Raw genomic sequence first — 20,365 nt, forward strand, 5'->3', positions numbered from 1 at the left:
GAAACGTATGCTCAACGGGCAGTTGCAACTGACCGATCTGACCATGGGCGTGTCCATGACGCGCCTGCGCCGCCCGATTTTCGTGGCCGGTGTTCTCAGCCTGGCCATCCTGGCCGGCTGCGCATCAAAAGGTACCCGCGCCCCGGTCGTCGACCTTGCCGGCGGACAGCCGTCCGCCTCGGCGCAACCCGGTGGCAGCTATGTCGTCAAGCCGGGCGACACCCTCTACAAGATCGCCCGCGCCAACAACGTGGACATCGAAAGCGTCAAGCGCTGGAACAACCTCAGCGACCCCAACCAGATTTCGGTCGGGCAGGTGCTGAAGATGTCCGGTGGCTCGGGCGGCGTGGCGCAACCCGCGCCCATCGCCAGCGCCAAGGCGCAGCCGCGTCCGCTGGACCAGCCGGGCGATACGTCCGGCACCGCCGTGGCCTCGTTGCCGCCGCCCACGCCGGCCGCCACCACGCCCACTGAAACTAAGCCTGTTGCACGTGCGGCCGATGCCAGCGTCATCAACTGGGCCTGGCCGGCCGGCGGCCAGATCATGCAGGGCTTCAACAACAACAGCAAAGGCATCGACATCGCCGGCGCGCTGGGCGACCCGGTCACCGCTGCGGCGGATGGCAAGGTCATGTACAGCGGCAACGGCGTGCGCGGCCTGGGCAACCTGATCATCGTGAACCACCAGAACGGCTTCATCACGGCCTATGCGCATAACCGCACGCTGCTCGTGAAGACCGGCCAGGACGTCAAGCGCGGCGCCAAGATCGCCGAAATCGGCCAAAGCGACACTACGTCGCCGCGCCTGCATTTCGAGATCCGCCGCCAAGGCACGCCCGTGGACCCGATGCAGTACCTGCCCACCAAATGACGCCCACCCTGGTTTTCGACCTTGAAACCATTCCCGATGCGGATGGTCTGCGCAAGCTGAACGGCTGGGGCGCCGACGTGCCCGACCAGGAAGTCGTCGAACGTGCGCTCACGGCCCGCCGTGAAGCCGTGGGCCATGACTTCCTGCCGCTGCACCTGCACAAGGTCGCGGTGGTGGGTTGCGTGTTTCGCGACGACCAGGGCTTTCGCGTCAAGACGCTGGGCCAGGCCGACGACCCCGAAGCCGCCTTGCTGGCGGGCTTTTTCAAGACCATCGAACGCTACACGCCCAAGCTGGTCAGCTGGAATGGCTCGGGCTTTGACCTGCCGGTGCTGCACTATCGCAGCCTGATCCAGGGCGTGCCCGCGCCGCGGTACTGGGACATGGGCGAAGAAGACCGCGATTTCAAGTTCAACAACTACATCTCGCGCTATCACAATCGCCACCTGGACCTGATGGACGTGCTGGCCAAGTACAACGGCCGCGCCAACGCGCCGCTCGACGAACTGGCCAAGCTGTGCGGCTTTCCCGGCAAGCTGGGCATGGACGGCAGCAAGGTCTGGGAAGCCTGGAGCAGCGGCCGCGCCGACGAAGTGCGCGCCTATTGCGAAACCGACGTGGTCAACACCTGGCTGGTGTATTGCCGCTTTCGCTTCCTGCGCGGCGAGCTCGACCACACCGCCTACGACGCCGAAATCGCGCTGGTTCGCGACACGCTGTCGGCCAGCGATGCGCCGCACTGGAAGGAATACCTGGCGGCATGGGACGCCAACTGAATCGCACGCCTTCGCGTTGCAGGAAAACGGAGCCCGCGGGCTCCGTTTGCACGTCTGGGCAGACGCAATCGACTGAAACATAGCTTGCGCGGGCGAAACCCGGATGAAACCGGGCGGATCGCACAATGGCCTCGCTTTCTTCACTTTCAGGAGACCTACATGTCCCGATTCGCTATCCGCTCCAACTTGGCTGCTCTGGCCATGGTCGCCGCCTCGGGCGGTTTGCTGGCCGGCACCGTGATGGCGGCGCCGCCTGCCGATGGCGGGCCCGCTGCGATGCACGAAGGCCGCCACGGTGGCGGTTTCCACAAGGGCATGCGCGACGGCCTGTGGATCCCGGGCCTGGGCCCCGTGTCCAAGGCGCAAGTCGACCAGCTCAAGCTGGACGACAAGCAGCAAGCCCTGCTCAAGACGGCGCAAGACGGCCAACGCGGCCTGCGCGACGCCATGCGCACGTCGGGCGGCCAACGCCACGACCTGCTCAAGGCGCAGCTGGACGCCGGCAAGCTCGACCCGCATGCCCTGGTCGACCAGACCGACAAATCGCGCGAACAATTCGGTTCGCAGGCCAAGCAGGTGCGCGACCAATGGCTGGCTGTGTGGGATAGCCTGAACGACGCCCAGCGCGCCCAGGTGACCCAACTGGTCAAGGAACGCCAGGCCAAGATGCAGGAACGTCATGCCAAGATGGAAGGCCGTCATGGCAAGGGCCCGGCCAATGCCCCGGGCGCGGTGCCCCCGCCGCCGGCGCCCCCCGCTGCCAACTAAGTCAGCGCAGCCAACCCGGCGCTTCTGACGCCACCCTCGCGCCGACGACGCACCTGCGGCTCTCGCCGTCGGGTGCGCGGCGCCCGACCATCCCCTGAACGAGGATGCGGTTCCCACCCCCGGCCTGCCGAGCGCATGCCGGGGTTTCTTTTTGCCCGCGTGTTGGCCCGGCCCGCAGGCCCCACTTTGATGCACTACTGCCTGCGTGCGCGCCACGGCGCACCAATGCGGTGCGCGCGCCATGCGCTTTCAGCGCGCCGCCAGCCGTTCGACACGCAATTGAAACCTGGCACGGACCTTGCTTGAAGGAAAGAGACCCGGTTACCCGCCGTTGCAAGACCGGTCTGACGGATGCGCCTCTGGCCGTCCTCCTCCTCGTTAAATCCGATCAGGACACCGCACCATGAAGAAGACGTTGCTAGCCTTGCCCGCTGTGCTTGCCGCTTGTTTTGCTGCGACGGCGCAGGCCGAACCTACCGACCTGGGCGGCGGTTTTTCGCTCAGCGGCAATGCCACGATCGCCAGCGACTACCGTTTCCGCGGCTATTCGCAGACGGACTTCCGTCCGGCCGCGCAACTGGGCATCGACCTGACCCATAGTTCCGGCTTCTACCTGGGCAACTGGAACTCGAATGTGTCCAACTTCGTCTTCACCGACGGCAACCTGGAAATGGACTTCTACGGCGGCTGGAAGGGCGACGTGGGCGGGGGCTTCACGCTGGATGCCGGCGTGCTGCACTACTACTACCCGGGTTCCAGCTCGCCCAAGGGCGGCAACTACAACAACACCGACCTGTACCTGGCCGGCACCTACGCCAACTACACCCTCAAGTACTCGTACACGCCCAGCGACTTCTTCAGCACGCCGGACAGCAAGGGCACCTGGTACCTGGACGGCACCGCCAACTTCGACCTGGGCGACGGCTGGGGCCTGGTCGGGCACGTCGGCTATCAGAAGCTGAAGAACCAGGTGAACATGGACGGCGATTCCATCAGCGGCTACGTCGACTACAAGCTGGGCGTCACCAAGGACCTGAAGGGCTGGGTGCTGGGCCTGGCGGCGGTGGGCGCCAGCAAGGACAACTGGCTGCCGACCAAGTACGGCCATCCGTCAGGCCGCCTGGGCGCGGTGTTCTCGGTGTCGCGCTCGTTCTGATTTCCCATCTATCCGTGGCGGCGCCCTGACCGGCGCCGGCTTTTGGGGGGCTTGATGGAGACTGCCTGATGGGCCGTCTCCGGCAAGTCCCCCCTTTTTTAGGGTGAACAGATAAAAAATATACTGTCGAGGTGCCAATAAGACGTTTGCCATCTCAATGATCGAAACCCGCCTGCTACGCCAATTCATCGCGGTTGCCGAGGAGCTGCACTTCAACCGCGCGGCAGAGCGCCTGCACATGGCCCAGCCGCCGCTCAGCCAGGCGATACGCCGGCTGGAAGCCGAGGTCGGCGCGCCGCTGTTCGAACGCAACAACCGCAGCGTGGCATTGACGCCCGCGGGCAGCGCCTTCCTGGATTCCGCGCGGCGCACGCTGGCGTCGCTGGAAGAGGGCGTGGCGCACACCCGCCGGGTGTCGCAAGGCATCGACGGGCACCTGACGCTGACCTTCATCAACATCACGCCCTATGAAGCGTTGCTGCGGGCCCTGCGCGATTTTCGTGCGGCGGCGCCGGCCGTGGCGTTCACCTTGCGCGAGGCGTCCACGCGCGAGCAGGTGGCGGCCCTGGAAAGCGGCGCGGCCGACGTCGGCTTTCTGCGCACCCCGGGCACCACCACGCTGGATTTGAGCTTCCACACGATCCTGCGTGAACCGATTGCGGTGGCGCTGCCGTCGGGCCACCCGCTGTCCGGCCTGGCGCGGGTCGCGCTGGCAGACCTGGCCGACGAGGCCTTCGTGGCGTCGCCGCGGGCGTTGGGGCAGGGCTTTCATGACCAACTGGTGCAACTGTGCCAGACAGCGGGTTTTGCACCCCGGGTGGTGCAGCATGGTCGCCAATTGCAGACCCTGGTGGCGCTGGTGGCCGCGGGATTCGGCATTGCCTTGTTGCCGGCCTCGTTGGCCGTGCCGGGCCGCCGCGACATCGTGTTCAAGCCGCTGGCCGCGGATGCGCCGGCCGACCTGCTGCACCTGGACTTGCTGATGGCGTGGAACCACGCACGCATGTCGCCAGTGCGGGACCGCTTCGTCGAGGCGGTGCGAGACGCCATGCCGCTGTGAGGTCGGGGCATCAGGCAGGGGGGGCTTCGGCCAGGCGGATAACCCTGCCGGAGTAAGACGCAAAAGGTCTTATTGAGCGATAAATAAGATATTTTACGAACCAGGCGGCCATCCCTAAGCTGCCAGGCATTGCTCACCACCGGGCCTTCGCCCTGGATCCGCCATGCCGGTCGCCGTCTATGTCTTTTCCCTTTGCACCTTTGCCTTCGGCCTGTCCGAATTCGTGGTGGCCGGCCTGGTGTCGGCCATGGCCGACGATTTGCACGCCCGCGTCGAGGCGGTCGGCACGGCGATTGCCGCCTACGCCTTTGGCGCGGCCATCGGCGCGCCTTTCCTGACGGCCCTGGCCGCGCGCTGGCAAGACCGCCGCACCCTGGGCCTGGCGATGGCCGTCTTGATGGTCGGCAGCGTCCTCATCAGCCTGTCGTCTACCTTGGCCGGCCTGCTGGCGATGCGCTTCGTGGTGGGCCTGGCGCACGGCGTCTTCATGGCGGTGGCCTCGGATGCCGCGACGCGTCTGGCGGGGCCGGCGCGGGCGGGCAGGGCGCTCTCGGTGGTATGGCTGGGCCTGACGCTCGCGCTGGCGGCCGGCGTGCCGCTGGGCACCTACCTGGGCAGTGTGTGGTCGTGGCGGGCCGTGTTCCTGGCGATGGCGGGGCTGGGGCTGTTGGGGGCGGGCGGGCTGCTGGCGTTGATGCCGGCGCGCTCGACAGACGCGCCTGGCGCCGGTGCGGCGGCGGCATTGCGGGCCTTGGGGCACCCGCAGTTGCTGATGACGGCGGGCGTCGGCGCGCTGGTCAGCGTGGCCACGTTTTCGTTCTTCACCTTCATTTCCCCCTTTCTGCTCCAGGTGGCCGGGGCGGACATCCGCTGGCTCAGCCTGGCGATGCTGCTGTTCGGCCTGTGCTCGATCGGCGGCAATCTGCTGGGCGGCTGGCTGGCCGACGCCGCCCAGCCCGACCGCAGCGCGCAGTGGGCCCTGGCGGCGCTGGCACTGAATCTGGCGGGGTTGTATTTGCTGCGGCATGCGCCGATTGCCGTGGCCGCGCTGGCCGGGATGCTGGGCCTGTGCTTCTTCGCCATCGTCACGCTGCTGACCCTGCGGCTCCTGACCCTGGCCCGGCGCTATGTGCCAGCGTCCACCGCGGCCGCCGCGGGCCTGAACATCGCCTCATTCAATCTGGGCACCGCGTTGGGCGGGGCGCTGGGCAGCGGGGTGATCGCCGCGGGCGGCCTGGCCTGGCTGCCGCTGGCGGGGGCGGCGGCGGCCCTGGCGGCGGCTGCGGGCCTGCGTGGCCAGGCCGCCCGGACACCGCTACGGCAGCCGGCCTGATTCCTTTTACAATGCCGGGTTGCGTGTAAATCTGGACTGCGTGAGATGTCTGACGTTTTGAGTATCGAATCCCTGGATCTGGAAGCCCGGGGCATTGCCCGCCGCGATGGCAAAGTCATATTCGTGGAAGGGGCCTTGCCGGGCGAGCAGGTCACGGCGGTCACCGTGCGCCGCAAGCCGTCCTATGAAATCGCGCGCGTGGACGAAGTGCGGCGGCCTTCGTCGCAGCGGGTCGTGCCGCGTTGCCCCCATTTCGGCGTCTGTGGCGGCTGTGCCATGCAGCACCTGGAACCCAGCACCCAGGTGGCGATCAAGCAGCGTTCGCTGGAAGACACCTTCTGGCACGTGGGCAAGCTGCGCCCGGCGCGCATCCTGGCGCCGCTGCAAGGCCCGACCTGGGGCTACCGCTACCGCGCCCGCCTGTCGGTGCGCGTGGTGCCCAAGAAAGGCGGCGTGCTGGTGGGCTTTCACGAACGCAAGAGCAGCTACGTGGCCGACATGCGCGAATGCCATGTGCTGCCGCGCCACGTCAGCGACCTGCTGATGCCGCTGCGCGCCATGATCGCGTCGATGTCCGCGCCCGACCGCCTGCCCCAGGTGGAAGTGTCGCTGGGCGACGGCGTCACCGCGCTGGTGCTGCGCCACCTGCTGCCCCTGACCGACAACGACATCGCCGTGCTGCATGCCTTTGCCGACCAGCACAACGTACAGTGGTGGCTGCAGCCCAAGGGCCCGGACACCGTGCACCCGCTGGTGCGCGAACACGGTGACGCGCTGGCCTACACCATGCCCGAATTCGGCCTGCGCATGCCGTATCGGCCCACCGACTTCACGCAGGTCAACCACGCCATCAACCGCGCCATGGTATCGCGCGCGCTCAAGTTGCTGGAGGTGCAACCCACCGACCGCGTGGCCGACCTGTTCTGCGGGCTGGGCAACTTCACGCTGCCGCTGGCCACCCAGGCCCGCGAAGCCGTGGGCGTGGAAGGCAGCAAGGCGCTGACCGACCGGGCCTTCGACGCCGCCGCGCGCCATGGCCTGGCCGATCGCACCAGCTTCTCGACCCTGAACCTGTTCGAAGTCGACGCGCACTGGCTGCGCAGCCTGGGGTTCTTCGACCGCATGCTGATCGACCCGCCGCGCGAAGGCGCCCATGCCGTGTCGCAGGCGCTGGCGCAGCTGACGCCGCAAGAGCGGCCGCGCCGCATCGTCTACGTGTCCTGTAACCCGGCCACGCTGGCGCGCGATGCGTCCATTCTGGTGCACGAGGGCGGCTACCTGCTCAAGAGCGCCGGCGTCATCAACATGTTCCCGCACACCGGTCACGTGGAATCCATCGCGGTGTTCGAATCGCTGGATGCCGCGGGCGTGTTGCAGGTGCAGGAAAACGCGCGCTTGCGCGCCATCCAGCAGGCGGCCGAGACGATGGCGGCGGAAGCCGAAAAGGCTGCTGCCGCCGCCGAAAAGAAGGTGGCCAAGCAGGCCGCCACCGACGCGTACCATGCGCGCGTCGCGGCCGAGGCTGAAGCCGCCCGGGCCGAAGCGCCCCAGACCGAAGCGCCCCAGACCGAAATGGCCCAGACCGAAATGGCCCAGACCGAAATGGCCCAGACCGCGGCCACCCGGCCGGATCAGGCCTGATGTGAAAAAGGCGGCCCTTCGGGGCCGCCTTGCTTTGTGGCTGCGCTTTTGCAAGGCCGGCCACGTCCACCGAAAACGCCGCTATCCGACCTGGCGCGGCCCGCCCAGGTTCTCCAGGATCGGGCAGTCAGGCCGGTCATCGCCATGGCAATGCTGCGCCAGGTGCTTGAGCGTGGCCGCCATGTCGCGCAGGGCGCAGGCCTTGCGTTCCAGCTCCTCGACGTGTTCCAGCGCAATGCGTTTTACGTCGGCGCTGGCACGGCTGCGGTCTTTCCACAGGGCCAGCAGCCCGTTCATCTGCTCGACCGAGAACCCCAGGTCGCGCGCCCGGCGCACGAAGCGCAGCGTGTGCAGGTCGTTTTCGCTATAGACGCGGTAGCCCGAATCCTTGCGCAGCGCCGGGCCGATCAGGCCGATGCTCTCGTAGTAGCGGATCATCTTGGCCGAGATGCCCGACGCTTGCGCGGCTTGTCCGATATTCATGGAATGGCCTCTTTGAAGGGATAAGGGTCAGTGGGCCGCGCGCGGCCGAAAGGCTTTGAGCCGCAGCGCATTACCCAGCACGAACACGCTGGACAGCGCCATCGCGCCGGCCGCGAAAATGGGCGACAAGGACAGTCCGAAAGCCGGATACAGCGCGCCCGCCGCCAACGGAATCAGCGCGGCGTTGTAGGCAAAGGCCCAGAACAGGTTCTGACGAATGTTGGCCAGCGTCGCGCGGCTGAGCGCGATGGCATTGGGCACGCCGTGCAGGTCGTCGGCCATCAGCACCACCGAGGCCGCTTCGATGGCGACGTCGGTGCCCGTGCCGATGGCAATGCCGGTATCGGCCGCGGCCAGGGCAGGGGCATCGTTGATGCCATCGCCCACGAAGGCCACCTTGCGCCCGCCCGCCCGCAGCGCGGTGATCGCCTCGACCTTGCCGTCGGGCAGGACCTCGGCGCGCACTTCATCGATGCCCAACTGCCGCGCCACGGCCTGCGCCGTGTGGCGGTTGTCGCCGGTGATCATGGCCGTCTTCAGGCCCTGCGCATGCAAGGCGGCAATGGCGTCCACGGCCGACGGCTTGATGGGGTCGGTCACGGCGATCATGGCGGCGGCCTGGCCGTCGATGGCCACATAGATGGGCGTCTTGCCTTCATTGCCCCAGCTTTCGGCGCGCTGGCCGAAGGCGCTGACGTCCACGCCGCGCTCGGCCATCAGGCGGGCGGCGCCGGCCAGCACGCGCTTGCCCGCCACGGTCGCCTCGACACCCGCGCCGGTGATGGCGGCAAAGCCGTCGGCGGGCAGCAGCGCCAGCTTGCGCTCGGCTGCGGCATTGACGATGGCCAGTGCAATCGGGTGCTCGGACCGCGCCTGCACCGACGCCACCCACCGCAGCACGTCTTCGCCGCGGTAGCCGGCGGCCGGTTCAAGTTCGGTCAGGGTGGGCTTGCCCAGCGTCAGCGTGCCGGTCTTGTCGAACGCCACCACGTTCACGTCGCGCAGCGTCTGCAAGGCATCGCCCTGGCGGAACAGCACGCCCATTTCGGCGGCGCGGCCCGTGCCCACCATGATGGACGTGGGCGTGGCCAGGCCCATGGCGCAAGGGCAGGCGATGATCAGCACCGCCACCGCGTTGACCAACGCATGCGACAGGGCCGGCGTCGGCCCCAGGAAGAACCAGGCCAGGAAGGTCAGCAGCGCGGCCGCCATCACGGCCGGCACGAACCAGGCAGTGACCTGGTCAACCAGTGCCTGGATGGGCAGGCGCGCGCCCTGGGCCGCTTCGACCATGCGGATGATGCGGGCCAGCATGGTGTCCGCGCCGGTGTGGGTGACGCGCAGCGTGAAGCTGCCAGACGTATTGAGCGTGCCGCCGGTGGCCTGCATGCCCGGTTGCTTTTCGACGGGCACCGGTTCGCCGGTCAGCATCGATTCGTCGACATACGAACTGCCTTCGATGATCTCGCCGTCCAGTGGAATCTTTTCGCCAGGGCGCACCAGCACCAGATCGCCACGGCGCACCTGTTCGATCTCGACGTCCTGCGACTGGCCATCGCGCAGCACGCGCGCGGTGCGCGGCTGCAGGCCGATGAGCCGCTTGATGGCGGCGCCGGTCTTGCCCTTGGCGCGGGCTTCCAGCGTGCGGCCGAGCAAGATCAGCGTGACGATGACGGCGGCGGCCTCGTAATAGACGTTGCGGGCGGCTTCGGGCAGCCAGTCGGGCGCAAAGGTCGCCACGACCGAATAGCCCCACGCCGCGCCTGCGCCCAGCGCCACCAGCGAGTTCATTTCCGGGGCGCGGCGCCACAGCGCGGTCAGGCCCTTGCTGAAGAAGTGGCGGCCCGGCCAGGCCAGCACGGCCGTGGTCAGCACGAATTGCAGCAGCCAGCTGTTCTGCTGGCCGATGGTGCCCAGCACCCAGTGGTGCAGGGCGGGAATCAGGTGCGAGCCCATTTCCAGCACGAACACGGGCAATGTCAGCACCAGCGCCGCGATGAAGGCGTGCTGCAGGCGCCGCGCTTCGGCGTCGCGGGCTTCGGATTGGCGTTCGGCGTGATCGTCCTGGGCCACGATGGGGCGGGCCTCGTAGCCCATCTTCACGACGGCTTCGACCAGGGCGTCGGGTTGGGCGGCCTGCGGGTCATAAGCGACCAGGGCGCGCTCGGTGGCCAGGTTGACTTGGGCCTGGGCCACGCCCGGCACGCGGGTCAAGGCCTTTTCCACGCGCTTCACGCAGGACGCGCAGGTCATGCCTTCGATGGCAAGTTCCAGCTCGACGGATGGGGCAGGGATGGCAGCGCTCATGGCAGTCTCGGTGGGGAGTGAACCCACAGTGTCATCCTTCCCATGATGGGAAGGTCAAGGTTTATTCTACGCTTGACCTTCCTATAATGGGAAGGTTTAAGCTGGGTTCAAGCTTGCGGGAAGCCATCCGCGCAGCCAACCTGAAATGGAGAACAGCATGAGCATCGAATTCCAAGTCCCCGACATGACCTGCGGCCATTGCGTCAAGACCATCACCGGCGCGGTCAATGCGGCCGCGCCTGGCGCCACGGTAGCCGTGGACCTGCCCAGCCACCGCGTGACCGTCAGCGGCACGGACCAGGCCGACAAGGTCGAGGCCGCCATCCGCGACGCCGGCTACGAGCCGCAGCGCGTCTGAGGCCTGTCCGCCGCCAGAAGTTATGATAGAAAACATCTGGCGGCGGTTATTTGATAATTGCTAAAATCTATCGATCAAGTAAATTTATTAAATTTGAATAATTGATAGATCGGATTTATCATTCTTTCCATGGTGGTTAAACAAACCCCGCTACCCAAGGAGAGATTGAATGCTGCAAAACCGTGAAGGCCAACGTGTTCCCAACGTAACGTTCCCCGTCCGTGAGGGCAACACCTGGAAAAAGCTCACGTCCGACGACCTGTTCAAGAACAAGACGGTCGTGGTCTTTTCGCTTCCCGGCGCGTTCACGCCGACCTGCTCGTCCACCCACCTGCCGCGCTACAACGAACTGGCTCCGGCCTTCTTCGAAGCCGGCGTCGACAGCATCGTCTGCGTGTCCGTCAACGACACCTTCGTCATGAACGAATGGGCCAAGGACCAGGAATCGGCCAACATCACGTTGCTGCCCGACGGCAACGGTGAATTCACCGAAGGCATGGGCATGCTGGTCGACAAGAGCGACCTGGGCTTCGGCAAGCGCAGCTGGCGCTATTCCATGCTGGTCAAGGACGGCGTGGTCCAGAAGATGTTCATCGAGCCGGAAAAGGAAGGCGACCCGTTTGAAGTGTCGGACGCCGACACCATGCTGGCGCACTTCGCCCCGTCGGCCAAGAAGCCCGACCAGGTGGTCGTGTTCTCCAAGCCGGGCTGCCCGTTCTGCGTCGAAGCCAAGGCGCTTCTGGACAGCAAGGGCTACGCCCCGATCGAGATCCCGCTGGAAAACAAGGTCCGTGGCCGTGTGATCGGCGCCGTGTCCGGCAAGGGCACCGCTCCCCAGGTGTTCATCAACGGCGCGCTGATCGGCGGCCTGGAAGACCTGAAGGCGCACTTCGCCTGAATCAGCCTGATTGCTGGCGGGGAAGCGGCACCACGCCGCTTCCCGCCGCCGGGCCGCCTTGCGCGGTCCGGCGCGCCGGTTTCCCTTGCTTCGCATCTTCGTGCGGCCCCTTGTCGGGGCGGCGGGACGACGTTCGTCCCGAGGGTGCGCAACAAGGCGGAATCCGCCTTTGAAACCATTGCTCCACGTGATAACCGGGGGACCTGATAGATGAAGACTCTGCACACCGATATCGCCGTTCTTGGCGCCGGCACCGCCGGCCTGGCCGCCTACCGCGCCGCGAAGGCCGCGGGCAAGCGCGCGCTGCTGATCGAAGGCGGCCCCTATGGCACCACCTGCGCCCGCGTCGGCTGCATGCCGTCCAAGCTGCTGATCGCCGCGGCCGAAGCGGCCCACAACGCCGCCCACACCGAGCCGTTCGGCGTGCATGTGCAGGGCGAGATCGCCGTGGACGGCGTGGCCGTGATGGACCGCGTCAAGCGCGAACGCGACCGCTTCGTCGGCTTCGTGCTGGAAGGCGTCGAGAATATTCCGGCTGAAGACAAGATTCGCGGCTACGCCCGCTTTGTGTCCGATACGGTGCTGCGGGTGGACGACCATACCGAGATCCACGCATCCCGCGTGGTGATCGCGACGGGTTCCCGGCCGGCGGTGCCGCCGCCGTTCCGCGGGTTGGGGGATCGCCTGGTGCTGAATGACGACGTGTTCGCCTGGGACGACTTGCCGCGCCGCGTGGCCGTGTTCGGCCCGGGGGTGATCGGGCTGGAACTGGGCCAGGCGCTGGCGCGATTGGGTGTAGAGGTGCGCGTGTTCGGCGTCAGCGGCAGCCTGGGCGGCATCAGCGACCCGCAAGTACGCCACAGCGCCCGCAAGATCTTCCAGCGCGAGTTCTATCTGGACCCGGATGCCCGGGTGCTGGAAACCCAGCGCGTGGGCGACGAAGTGGAAGTGCGCTACGTGGCGCTGGACAACAGCGAGCGCACCGAGCGTTTCGATTACGCGCTGGTGGCCACCGGCCGCCGTCCAAACGTGGACGGCCTGGGGCTGGAGAACACCTCGCTGCAATTGAATGCGCAGGGCGTGCCGCTGTTCGACCGTGAAACGATGCAGGCGGGCGACTCGGCCATCTTCATCGCCGGTGATGCCAACGCCGATGCCCCGCTGCTGCACGAAGCCGCCGACGAAGGCCGCATCGCGGGCGAGAACGCAGCCCGTTATCCCGACGTGCGCCAGGGCTTGCGCCGCGCGCCGCTGGCGGTGGTGTTCTCGGACCCGCAGATCGCGCTGGCGGGGGAGGGCCATGGCCGCCTGACCCCGGGCACGTTCGTCACGGGCGAGGTGGATTTCAGCGACCAGGGCCGTTCGCGGGTGATGCTGAAGAACCGCGGCCTGCTGCACGTGTATGCGGATATCGCGACGGGCCGCTTCCTGGGCGCGGAAATGGTGGGTCCCAGCGCCGAACATATCGGCCATCTGCTGGCCTGGGCCGTGCAGCAGGAACTGACGGTGGCGCGCATGCTGGAAATGCCGTTCTACCATCCCGTCATCGAGGAAGGCCTGCGCACGGCGCTGCGCGATGCCGCGGCCAAGCTGGCGCGCGCGCAGGAAGCGCTGCGCCAGGTCGAAACGGAAGACGCCACGGCGTAATCGCTGCGAGTGCAAAACAACAAGGGCTGCCCGAAAGGCAGCCCTTGTTGTTTGCCGCGCATCCGGAGCCGATCCATTCCGGACGCTGGCCCGGAATCAGTCGTCAGACTGCTTCTTGGGCACCGGGAACGGATTTTCGCGGTATTGCAGCGTGAAGCTGGCGCGGTCGTCCTGGGCCAGTTCGCGGGCCAGGTAGGGCATGGCCTGTTTCAGGGCGTCGTGCAGCGTCCAGGGCGGGTTGACCAGGAACATGCCGCTGCCATGCAGGCCGTAGCCGTCGATGGTGGCCTTCTTGACGGTCAGGGTGGCATGCAGCCAGCTCTTGACCTTCAGGTTCTCGAAGTGGCGCGCCATTTCGCTGGCTTCGCGCCGCTGCACCAGTGGATACCAGACGGCAAAGGTGCCGGTGGCAAAGCGCTTGATGCATTCCTTGACGGTGATCAGGGTGCGGCGGTAGTCGTTCTTGTCTTCGTAGGAAGGGTCGATCAGGACCATGCCGCGGCGCGTGGGCGGCGGCAGCAGGGCCTTGACGCCCTCGAAGCCGTCGTCGCCGTAGATGGTGGTCTGGCGCTGGGCGGTGCGGCCCTGGTGTTCGAGGTTGACGACCAGCGCGTCGATCTCGGTGGGGTGCATTTCGAACAGGCGCAGGCGATCGGACGGGCGCAGGGCATCCAGGGTGAGCCAAGGCGAACCGGGGTAGCGCTTCAAACGGCCGTTGGTGTTGAACGCGCGGATGCGGGCGACGTAGTCGGCCAACAGGGGCGGCAGGTCGTCGCGTTCCCAGAGGCGGCCGATGCCGTCTGCGAATTCGGACGTCTTGGCGGCCCAGTCGCTGTCCAGGCTGTAGAGGCCGGCGCCGGCATGGGTGTCGACGACCCAGTACGGCGCATCCTTGCGATTGAAGTAGTCCAGGGTGTGGACCAGGATGGCGTGCTTGAGAACGTCGGCGTGGTTGCCGGCGTGGAAGGCGTGGCGATAGCTGAACACGGGGCGGGCGCCTTAAGCGGAAGCGGCCGGCGCGATGGCGGCCAGTTCGTCGGTGAAGATGCCGTCGATGCCCCAGTCGAGCAGCAGCTGGGCGCGCGCGGGGTCGTTGACGGTCCAGGCGGCGATGCGGTAGCCGGCGGCGTGCACGGCGTCGATCAGTTCGCGGGTGGCGTCTTTCTGGTTGATGTTCAGGGCGACGCAGTCGTACTTGACCAGGCGGTCGAGCCAATCGGCGGGCACTTTTTCAACGAGCAGGGCGCGCGGCAGTTCGGGGGCGACTTCCAGGGCGGCCTGCAGGGCTTCTTCGGCAAACGAAGACAGCAGGGGCGGCACGGCGGCGTCTTTCCACAGTTCGCGGGCGGCCAGGGCGACGGCGGCGCCGGTTTCGGCTTCGCGGCCGGGGCAGGGCTTGATTTCGACGTTGCTGGCAATGCCGTTGGCGACGGTGTAGCGGGCGACGGCGGCGAAGGTGGGCAGGGGCTCGCCGGCATAGCGGGCGGAATGCCAGCTGCCGAAGTCGAGCTGGGCGAGTTCGCTGAAGGTCTTGGCGGCGGCGGGGCCGTGGCCGTTGGAGGTGCGGTCGACGTCGTCGTCATGCATGAGGACGAGGATGTTGTCGCTGCTGAGCTTGACGTCGTATTCGAAAATGGTGAAGCCGTGGTCGGCGCCTGTGCGCATGGCGGCCAGGGTGTTCTCCGGCGCCAGGCGGCCGCCGCCGCGGTGGGCGATATGACGGGAATAGGGCCAGGTGGGGAGTTTTGCTGTCATTTCTTTTGTTGCTTTATCGGTGCTTTTGGATAGGTTGCAAGGATACTCCTTCTTTAGTGGTGGGTTCTTGGTTGATGGGGGGAGTTGGGTTCTTTTGGCGCGGCGTCGGGGCGGTGGGGCCGGGGCGGGGCTACGCGGCTTGTCCGGCGCGCGGGCGCCGGACAGCGCGTGCTCATCCTCGTCGTCGCCTGCGGCGACTCCTGCGGATTCCGCCGCGCGCGCCGCTACACGCCCCGCCCCGGCCCCACCGCCCCGACGCCGCTCGCGTTTGGGATTAACCACGCGCGGTTGGGGCAAGCGCCAACTGGCGTGCGTAGACCTTACGTGCGCGGCGTTACTTCAGCGGCGCCTTGTCCTGCGAGATGTCCATGATCATGCGGGCGGCCAGGTAGAGGCGGGGGACGATGGAGTTGATCTGGATGTATTCGGCGTCGTTGGAGTGGGCGCCGAAGCCGGACAGGCCCATGCCTTCGATCACGGGGCCGCGGGCCTTGAGGGCGGCGAAGGCGGCGTCGGTGCCGCCGCCGCTGGCGCGGTCGATGACTTTCATGGGCAGGTCGAGTTCTTTGTAGATGGCGACGCCGTGGTTGGCCAGGGCGCGGGACGCGGGGGTGGCTTCCAGTGGGGGGCGGCGCACTTCGAATTTGACGGTGACCTTGGCGTCGGGCAGCAGCTTTTTCTGCACGCGTTCCTGCAGGGTGCGCGAGAGGGCGTCGAAGTCGGAGACTTTCAGGGCGCGGGCGTCGGCCTGGGCGGTGGCCTGGCCGGGAATGACGTTGCGGTTGGTGCCGGCCTGGGCGACGGTCCAGTTCAGTTTCAGGCCCTCATCGGGTTTGGACAGTTTGTCCAGTTGCAGCAGCTGGTGGGCGAGTTCGTAGAGGGCGTTGACGCCGCCTTCGGGGCGGGCGCCGGCGTGGGAGGTCTTGCCCTGCACGTTGAGGTAGGCCGCGCCGATACCGCTGGTGGCCAGGGTCAGGCGGGGCTCGGTGCCGCCGCCTTCGAAGGAGAAGACGGCGTCCTGGTCGGCGCCCAGGCGGGTGATGGTGTCGCGGGCGCCGGGTGAGCTGATTTCTTCGTCGCCGTTGATGAGGACGGTGATGACGCCGTAGTCCTTGAAGTCCATTTTCTGCAGCAGGGCCAGGGTGTGCAGGATGGTGGCGACGCCGTGCTTGTCGTCGGCGATGCCCAGGCCGTAGGCGCGTTCGCCGTCGATTCGGAAGGGCTGGTCGCGCAGCATGCCGTTGCGATAGACGGTGTCCATGTGGGCGATCAGCATGATCTTCTTCTGGCCGCTGCCCTTGAATTCAGCGTGGACCATGGGGCCGACATGTTCGGGGGTGTCGTCCAGGCGGAAGATGTCGGTGGGCTTGATGATGTCGACCTTGCCGCCCAGCGCCTTGAGGCGGTCGCCGATGAGGGCGGCGATGCGTTCCACGCCTTCGACGTCTTTGCTGCCCGATTCGATGTTGACCAGGTCGCGCATGGTGTCGAGCATGCCCTGCTTCTGCCCCTGGGCGGCTTCGTGCACTGCGGCGACGGGAGCGGCCCGGGCGGCATGGGCGCCACCCAGGAAGGCCAGGACGACGGCGGCGCGCAAGATGTGGGGACGGGGGAGCGGGAACGGCATGGAGGGTCACCTAGGCGTAGAGGGGGATTTCACGATACGGGGGCGGGCCGGGGGCGAAAACGGGGGTTTCCCGAGTTGACGGGCGCGGGCTTCCATGGGGTCGGAAGGGGCCGGCAAGGCCGCCGCGGGCAGGCGGGCGGGATGGCAAGAGACGCGTTAGAATCGGGCGCTGCGGGACGAATGAGAAATGCTAAAATCCGCCCGCTGACCCGGTTTGACCGGTATGGGAATGGGGCGAATGAGATTCGCCTTTTTTTATGCGTTTTCGTGCGGCCCGGGCGGAAGTCTCCTCCCGAGTGCGGCAACAGGGATTCCATGTTCGAATTTATTCGCAGCCATCGGCGCTGGATGCAGTTCATCCTGCTGCTTCTGATTGTGCCTTCCTTCTTCCTCGTCGGGATTCAAGGCTATGACAGCTTCATGCGCCGCGAGCCTGAATTGGCAACCGTCGCCGGCCAGCCGATTTCCCGCGCCGAGTTCGACCAGGCGCACCGCAACCAGCTGGAGCAATTCCGCCAACGCCTGGGTGCCCAGTTCGACCCCGTGGTGATCGATACGCCGGCACTGCGCGAAAGCCTGCTGAACCAGCTGATCAATCAACGCCTCCTGGCCAACGTGGCGGTCGACAACCGTTTCTCGGTGTCCGACGAAACGCTGCGCAACACCATCGCCGCGATCCCGGAAGTCCAGGACAACGGCCGTTTCTCGCCGGAACGCTATCGCCAGGTGCTGGCCGCGCAGGGCATGTCGCCCACGTCGTTCGAGGCCGGCCTGCGCCGCGACCTGGCCGTGGCCCGCGTGCTCGAGCCCGTCGGCCAGTCGGCCCGCGCGCCCGGTGAGGTCGTGGCCACGCTGGAAACCGCGCTGACGCAGCAACGCACGGTGCAGTTGCGCCGTTTCACGGCGGCCGATTTCCGCTCGCAAGTGACCGTCACGCCGGCCGACATCCAGACCTGGTACGACGCCAACAAGCAGCAGCTGCAGATTCCCGAGCAGGTGCAGGTGCAATACCTGGTGCTGGACGAAGCCGCCGCCACGCAGGGCGTGCAGGTCAAGGACGAAGACCTGGCCTCGTACTACGAGCAGAACAAGACCCGCTTTGGCCAACCCGAGCGCCGCCGCGCCAGCCACATCATGATCGAAGTGCCCGCGGGCGCCTCGGAAGATGCGCGCAAGGCCGCCCGCGCCAAGGCCGAAGACCTGGCCAAACAGGCTGCCGCCGATCCGGCCAAGTTCGCCGATCTGGCTCGCAAGAATTCTCAGGACGCCGGTTCGGCCGCCAATGGCGGCGACCTGGGCTGGCTGGCGCCGGGCATGCTGTCCGGTCCGCTGGAAAAGGCCGTGTTCGGCCAAACCAAGGACCAGGTGTCCGGCGTGGTGGAAAGCCCGTCCGGCTTCCACGTGGTCAAGGTCACCGAAATCCAGCCGGCTGCGATCAAGCCGCTGGCCGAGGTCAAGGAACAGATCACCGCCGAAGTGCGCAAGCAATTGGCCGCCATCCGTTTCTCGGAAATGGCCAGCCAGCTGAACAAGCAGGTCTACGACCAGCGCGACAGCCTGCAGCCGGCCGCCGACGCGGTGGGCCTGAAGCTGCGCACCGCCTCGGGCGTCACTCGCGAAGGCCTGTTGCCCGCCGACCAGGCAGGCCCGGGTTCCGCTGTCGACAGCCCGGATGCCGCGCTGCTGGACAACCCGCGCGTGCGCCAGGTGGTGTTCTCGCCCGACGTGCTGCGTGAAAAGCAGAATTCCGGCGTGATCGAGCTGTCGCCCGACACGATGATGGCGGTGCGCGTGGCCGCGGTTGAGCCCGCCCACATTCCGCCGCTGGACAAGGTCAGCGATTCCATCCGCGCCAAACTGCTGGACGAGCGTTCGGCCGAAGCCGCCAAGAAGGCCGGCGAAGCCGCGCTGGCGGCCGACCAGGCCAGCCCGGCGGCAACGCCGGAAGGCTTTGGCGGCCCCCTGGTGGTGTCGCGCCAGGATCCCAAGAACCTGCCGCGCCCGGTGCTGGATGCCGTGATGCGCCTGCCGGCGTCCAAGCTGCCGGCCTACACGGGCGTGCAGTCGGGCGCCGACTACACGCTGGTGCGCCTGGAAAAGGTCGATGCCGGCACGGTCGACGCGGCAGACAAGGAACGCCTGGCACAGCAGTTGTCGGGCGCCTGGGGCCAGGCCGAGAACGAAGCCCTGGTGCGCATGCTGCGCGAAGAGTACAAGGTGCAGGTGCTGCCGGCCGCCGCCGACGTCATCCGCGGCGACCCGTCCCAACAGGCCGCAGGCTGAGGCTTGCGCCACGCCGCGGCGTCGTGATGGCGCCGCGGGCTAGGCCTGAAGTTGCGCCGCCGTTGCGCCGCCGTTGCTGGTTTACTGCAATAGCGGCCGCAATACCGGCCACACGTTATCCAGCAATTGGCCCTGCGCATCCTCGTTCGGATGGATGCCGTCGGCCTGGAACATCGCCCGGTTCGTTGCAATGCCTTCCATCAGGAAGGGCACGAGCCGGGCGTTTTCGTCTTTGGCGACCGTGGGAAACACCTGGGCAAAGCGCTGGGTGTAGTCGCGGCCGTAGTTGGGCGGAATCTGCATGCCCACGATGACCACCTGGGCCTCGGCCTTGCGGGCCGTTTGCGCCATGGTGCGCAGGTTCTGCTCGGTCATGTTCAGGGGCAGGCCGCGCAGGGCGTCGTTCGAGCCCAGTTCCAGCACCACCACGGCAGGCTCATGCTGGCGCAGCAGCGCGGGCAGGCGGGCGACGCCGCCGCTGGTGGTGTCGCCGCTGATGCTGGCATTCACGACCTTGTACTTCGGGTATTGTTCGGAAAGCCGGGCGGACAGCAGCGGCACCCAGCCGGTGCCGCGCTTGATGCCATATTCGGCGGCCAGGCTGTCGCCCACCACCAACACGGTGCGCAGTGCGGAACCCTGCGCCGCGGCGGTGGTCTGAGCGTGGGCGGGCGCCAACAGGGCGCTCGCAAGGACGGACGTAAGTAGCAGACGGGGAAATAGGCGCATGGATAGCAAGAATTCGATCGAGGTGAAAGGGCTGGGCAAGCGGGTAGCCGATGCCGGCGGGACGCTGTCTATCCTGGAAGACATCGATTTTACGGTGCAGGCGGGCAGCGCCGTGGCCATCACTGGCAGCTCCGGTTCGGGCAAGTCCACCTTGTTGGGACTGCTGGCGGGCCTGGATGTTCCCAGCTCGGGCAGCGTGCGCCTGGCCGGGCAGGACCTGTTCTCGCTCGACGAGGACGGCCGGGCGCGCCTGCGCGCCAATCATGTGGGGTTCGTGTTCCAGTCGTTTCAGCTGCTACCGAACCTGACGGCGCTGGAAAACGTGATGCTGCCTTTGGAACTGGCCGGCCAACCGGCCCGCGAGGCCGCGCAGGCCATGCTGGAACGGGTCGGCCTGGGCGCGCGGCTGCATCATTATCCGCGCACCCTGTCGGGCGGCGAGCAGCAGCGCGTGTCGCTGGCGCGCGCCTTCGTGGTGCAGCCGGATCTGCTGTTCGCGGACGAACCCACCGGCAGCCTGGATGCCGCGACCGGCGTGACGGTGATCGACCTGATGTTCGACCTGCACCGGGAGCACGGCACCACCCTGGTGCTGGTGACCCACGATCCGCAACTGGCCGCGCGCTGCGCCCGTCAGCTGGTGCTGGCGGCCGGGCGCATGGTCCAGTAGGGG

At 67.1% G+C, this 20,365-nt stretch carries 18 protein-coding genes; 12 read left to right on the plus strand and 6 right to left on the minus strand.

Going from position 1 to position 20,365, the window contains the following annotated elements; genetic code table 11:
* Positions 1–7: 7 nt before the first annotated feature.
* From AC3WMR_RS10700 to rlmD, 7 genes are all read left to right on the plus strand, one after another.
* Complete coding sequence (locus AC3WMR_RS10700; protein WP_492263074.1) at positions 8–871, plus strand: peptidoglycan DD-metalloendopeptidase family protein; 864 nt, start codon at positions 8–10, stop codon at positions 869–871.
* The gene (locus tag AC3WMR_RS10705) at positions 868–1,647 is read left to right on the plus strand and encodes a 3'-5' exonuclease (protein ID WP_492263075.1); all 780 of its coding nucleotides are present in this window, start codon (positions 868–870) and stop codon (positions 1,645–1,647) included. Before AC3WMR_RS10700 ends, AC3WMR_RS10705 begins: the two co-directional genes overlap by 4 nt.
* 159 nt (positions 1,648–1,806) lie before the next feature.
* The gene (locus tag AC3WMR_RS10710) at positions 1,807–2,415 is read left to right on the plus strand and encodes a hypothetical protein (protein WP_492263076.1); all 609 of its coding nucleotides are present in this window, start codon (positions 1,807–1,809) and stop codon (positions 2,413–2,415) included.
* A 403-nt stretch (positions 2,416–2,818) separates the two neighbouring features.
* The gene (locus tag AC3WMR_RS10715; RefSeq protein ID WP_025136434.1) at positions 2,819–3,571 is read left to right on the plus strand and encodes a TorF family putative porin; all 753 of its coding nucleotides are present in this window, start codon (positions 2,819–2,821) and stop codon (positions 3,569–3,571) included.
* Positions 3,572–3,728: 157 nt separating this feature from the next.
* Positions 3,729–4,631 carry a LysR substrate-binding domain-containing protein gene (locus AC3WMR_RS10720; protein WP_492263077.1) on the plus strand — a complete coding sequence of 301 codons (903 nt, stop codon included), beginning with the start codon at positions 3,729–3,731 and terminating at the stop codon, positions 4,629–4,631.
* A 163-nt stretch (positions 4,632–4,794) separates the two neighbouring features.
* Positions 4,795–5,964: an MFS transporter gene (locus tag AC3WMR_RS10725; protein ID WP_492263078.1), complete on the plus strand. Its 1,170-nt coding sequence runs from the start codon at positions 4,795–4,797 to the stop codon at positions 5,962–5,964.
* A gap of 45 nt (positions 5,965–6,009) precedes the next feature.
* Positions 6,010–7,605, plus strand: coding sequence for a 23S rRNA (uracil(1939)-C(5))-methyltransferase RlmD (gene rlmD / locus AC3WMR_RS10730; protein WP_492263079.1), 1,596 nt, complete (start codon positions 6,010–6,012; stop codon positions 7,603–7,605).
* Between the two features lie 81 nt (positions 7,606–7,686).
* On the opposite strand, the gene cueR is transcribed toward rlmD, so the two are convergent.
* Complete coding sequence (cueR, locus tag AC3WMR_RS10735; protein WP_175193765.1) at positions 7,687–8,088, minus strand: Cu(I)-responsive transcriptional regulator; 402 nt, start codon at positions 8,086–8,088, stop codon at positions 7,687–7,689.
* A 27-nt stretch (positions 8,089–8,115) separates the two neighbouring features.
* On the minus strand, positions 8,116–10,395 hold the full coding sequence (locus tag AC3WMR_RS10740) for a heavy metal translocating P-type ATPase (RefSeq protein WP_492263080.1): 2,280 nt from the start codon (positions 10,393–10,395) through the stop codon (positions 8,116–8,118).
* 157 nt (positions 10,396–10,552) lie between these two features.
* On the opposite strand from AC3WMR_RS10740, the gene AC3WMR_RS10745 reads away from it, so the two are divergent.
* The 3 genes from AC3WMR_RS10745 (at position 10,553) to AC3WMR_RS10755 (ending at position 13,298) form a co-directional block, all read left to right on the plus strand.
* The gene (locus AC3WMR_RS10745; protein WP_175193763.1) at positions 10,553–10,753 is read left to right on the plus strand and encodes a heavy-metal-associated domain-containing protein; all 201 of its coding nucleotides are present in this window, start codon (positions 10,553–10,555) and stop codon (positions 10,751–10,753) included.
* A 169-nt stretch (positions 10,754–10,922) separates the two neighbouring features.
* Positions 10,923–11,651, plus strand: coding sequence for a glutathione peroxidase (locus AC3WMR_RS10750; protein WP_025136439.1), 729 nt, complete (start codon positions 10,923–10,925; stop codon positions 11,649–11,651).
* A 210-nt stretch (positions 11,652–11,861) separates the two neighbouring features.
* Positions 11,862–13,298 (plus strand): dihydrolipoyl dehydrogenase, encoded by a 1,437-nt coding sequence (locus AC3WMR_RS10755; protein ID WP_492263081.1) that lies wholly within the window; start codon positions 11,862–11,864, stop codon positions 13,296–13,298.
* A gap of 96 nt (positions 13,299–13,394) precedes the next feature.
* On the opposite strand, the gene AC3WMR_RS10760 is transcribed toward AC3WMR_RS10755, so the two are convergent.
* The 3 genes from AC3WMR_RS10760 to AC3WMR_RS10770 all read right to left on the minus strand — a co-directional run bounded on the left by AC3WMR_RS10760 (position 13,395) and on the right by AC3WMR_RS10770 (position 16,680).
* Complete coding sequence (locus tag AC3WMR_RS10760; RefSeq protein WP_025136443.1) at positions 13,395–14,285, minus strand: 23S rRNA (adenine(2030)-N(6))-methyltransferase RlmJ; 891 nt, start codon at positions 14,283–14,285, stop codon at positions 13,395–13,397.
* 12 nt (positions 14,286–14,297) lie between these two features.
* A complete protein-coding gene (gene ugpQ / locus AC3WMR_RS10765) occupies positions 14,298–15,053 on the minus strand; it encodes a glycerophosphodiester phosphodiesterase (RefSeq protein WP_492263082.1) in 756 nt (251 codons plus the stop codon).
* A 334-nt stretch (positions 15,054–15,387) separates the two neighbouring features.
* Positions 15,388–16,680, minus strand: coding sequence for a M20/M25/M40 family metallo-hydrolase (locus tag AC3WMR_RS10770; RefSeq protein WP_492263083.1), 1,293 nt, complete (start codon positions 16,678–16,680; stop codon positions 15,388–15,390).
* Between the two features lie 315 nt (positions 16,681–16,995).
* Here AC3WMR_RS10770 and AC3WMR_RS10775 point away from each other — a divergent pair, with 315 nt between their 5' ends.
* Positions 16,996–18,963: a SurA N-terminal domain-containing protein gene (locus AC3WMR_RS10775; RefSeq protein ID WP_492263084.1), complete on the plus strand. Its 1,968-nt coding sequence runs from the start codon at positions 16,996–16,998 to the stop codon at positions 18,961–18,963.
* An 81-nt stretch (positions 18,964–19,044) separates the two neighbouring features.
* Here the strand turns inward: AC3WMR_RS10775 and AC3WMR_RS10780 are convergent, their stop codons facing one another.
* A complete protein-coding gene (locus tag AC3WMR_RS10780; protein WP_492263085.1) occupies positions 19,045–19,692 on the minus strand; it encodes an arylesterase in 648 nt (215 codons plus the stop codon).
* Between AC3WMR_RS10780 and AC3WMR_RS10785 the strand changes: the two genes are divergently transcribed.
* Positions 19,691–20,362 carry an ABC transporter ATP-binding protein gene (locus AC3WMR_RS10785; protein ID WP_492263086.1) on the plus strand — a complete coding sequence of 224 codons (672 nt, stop codon included), beginning with the start codon at positions 19,691–19,693 and terminating at the stop codon, positions 20,360–20,362. The two genes, AC3WMR_RS10780 and AC3WMR_RS10785, sit on opposite strands and share 2 nt — an antisense overlap.
* Positions 20,363–20,365 lie beyond the last annotated feature (3 nt).

This window comes from Achromobacter sp. FW305-C-28, from assembly GCF_058783235.1.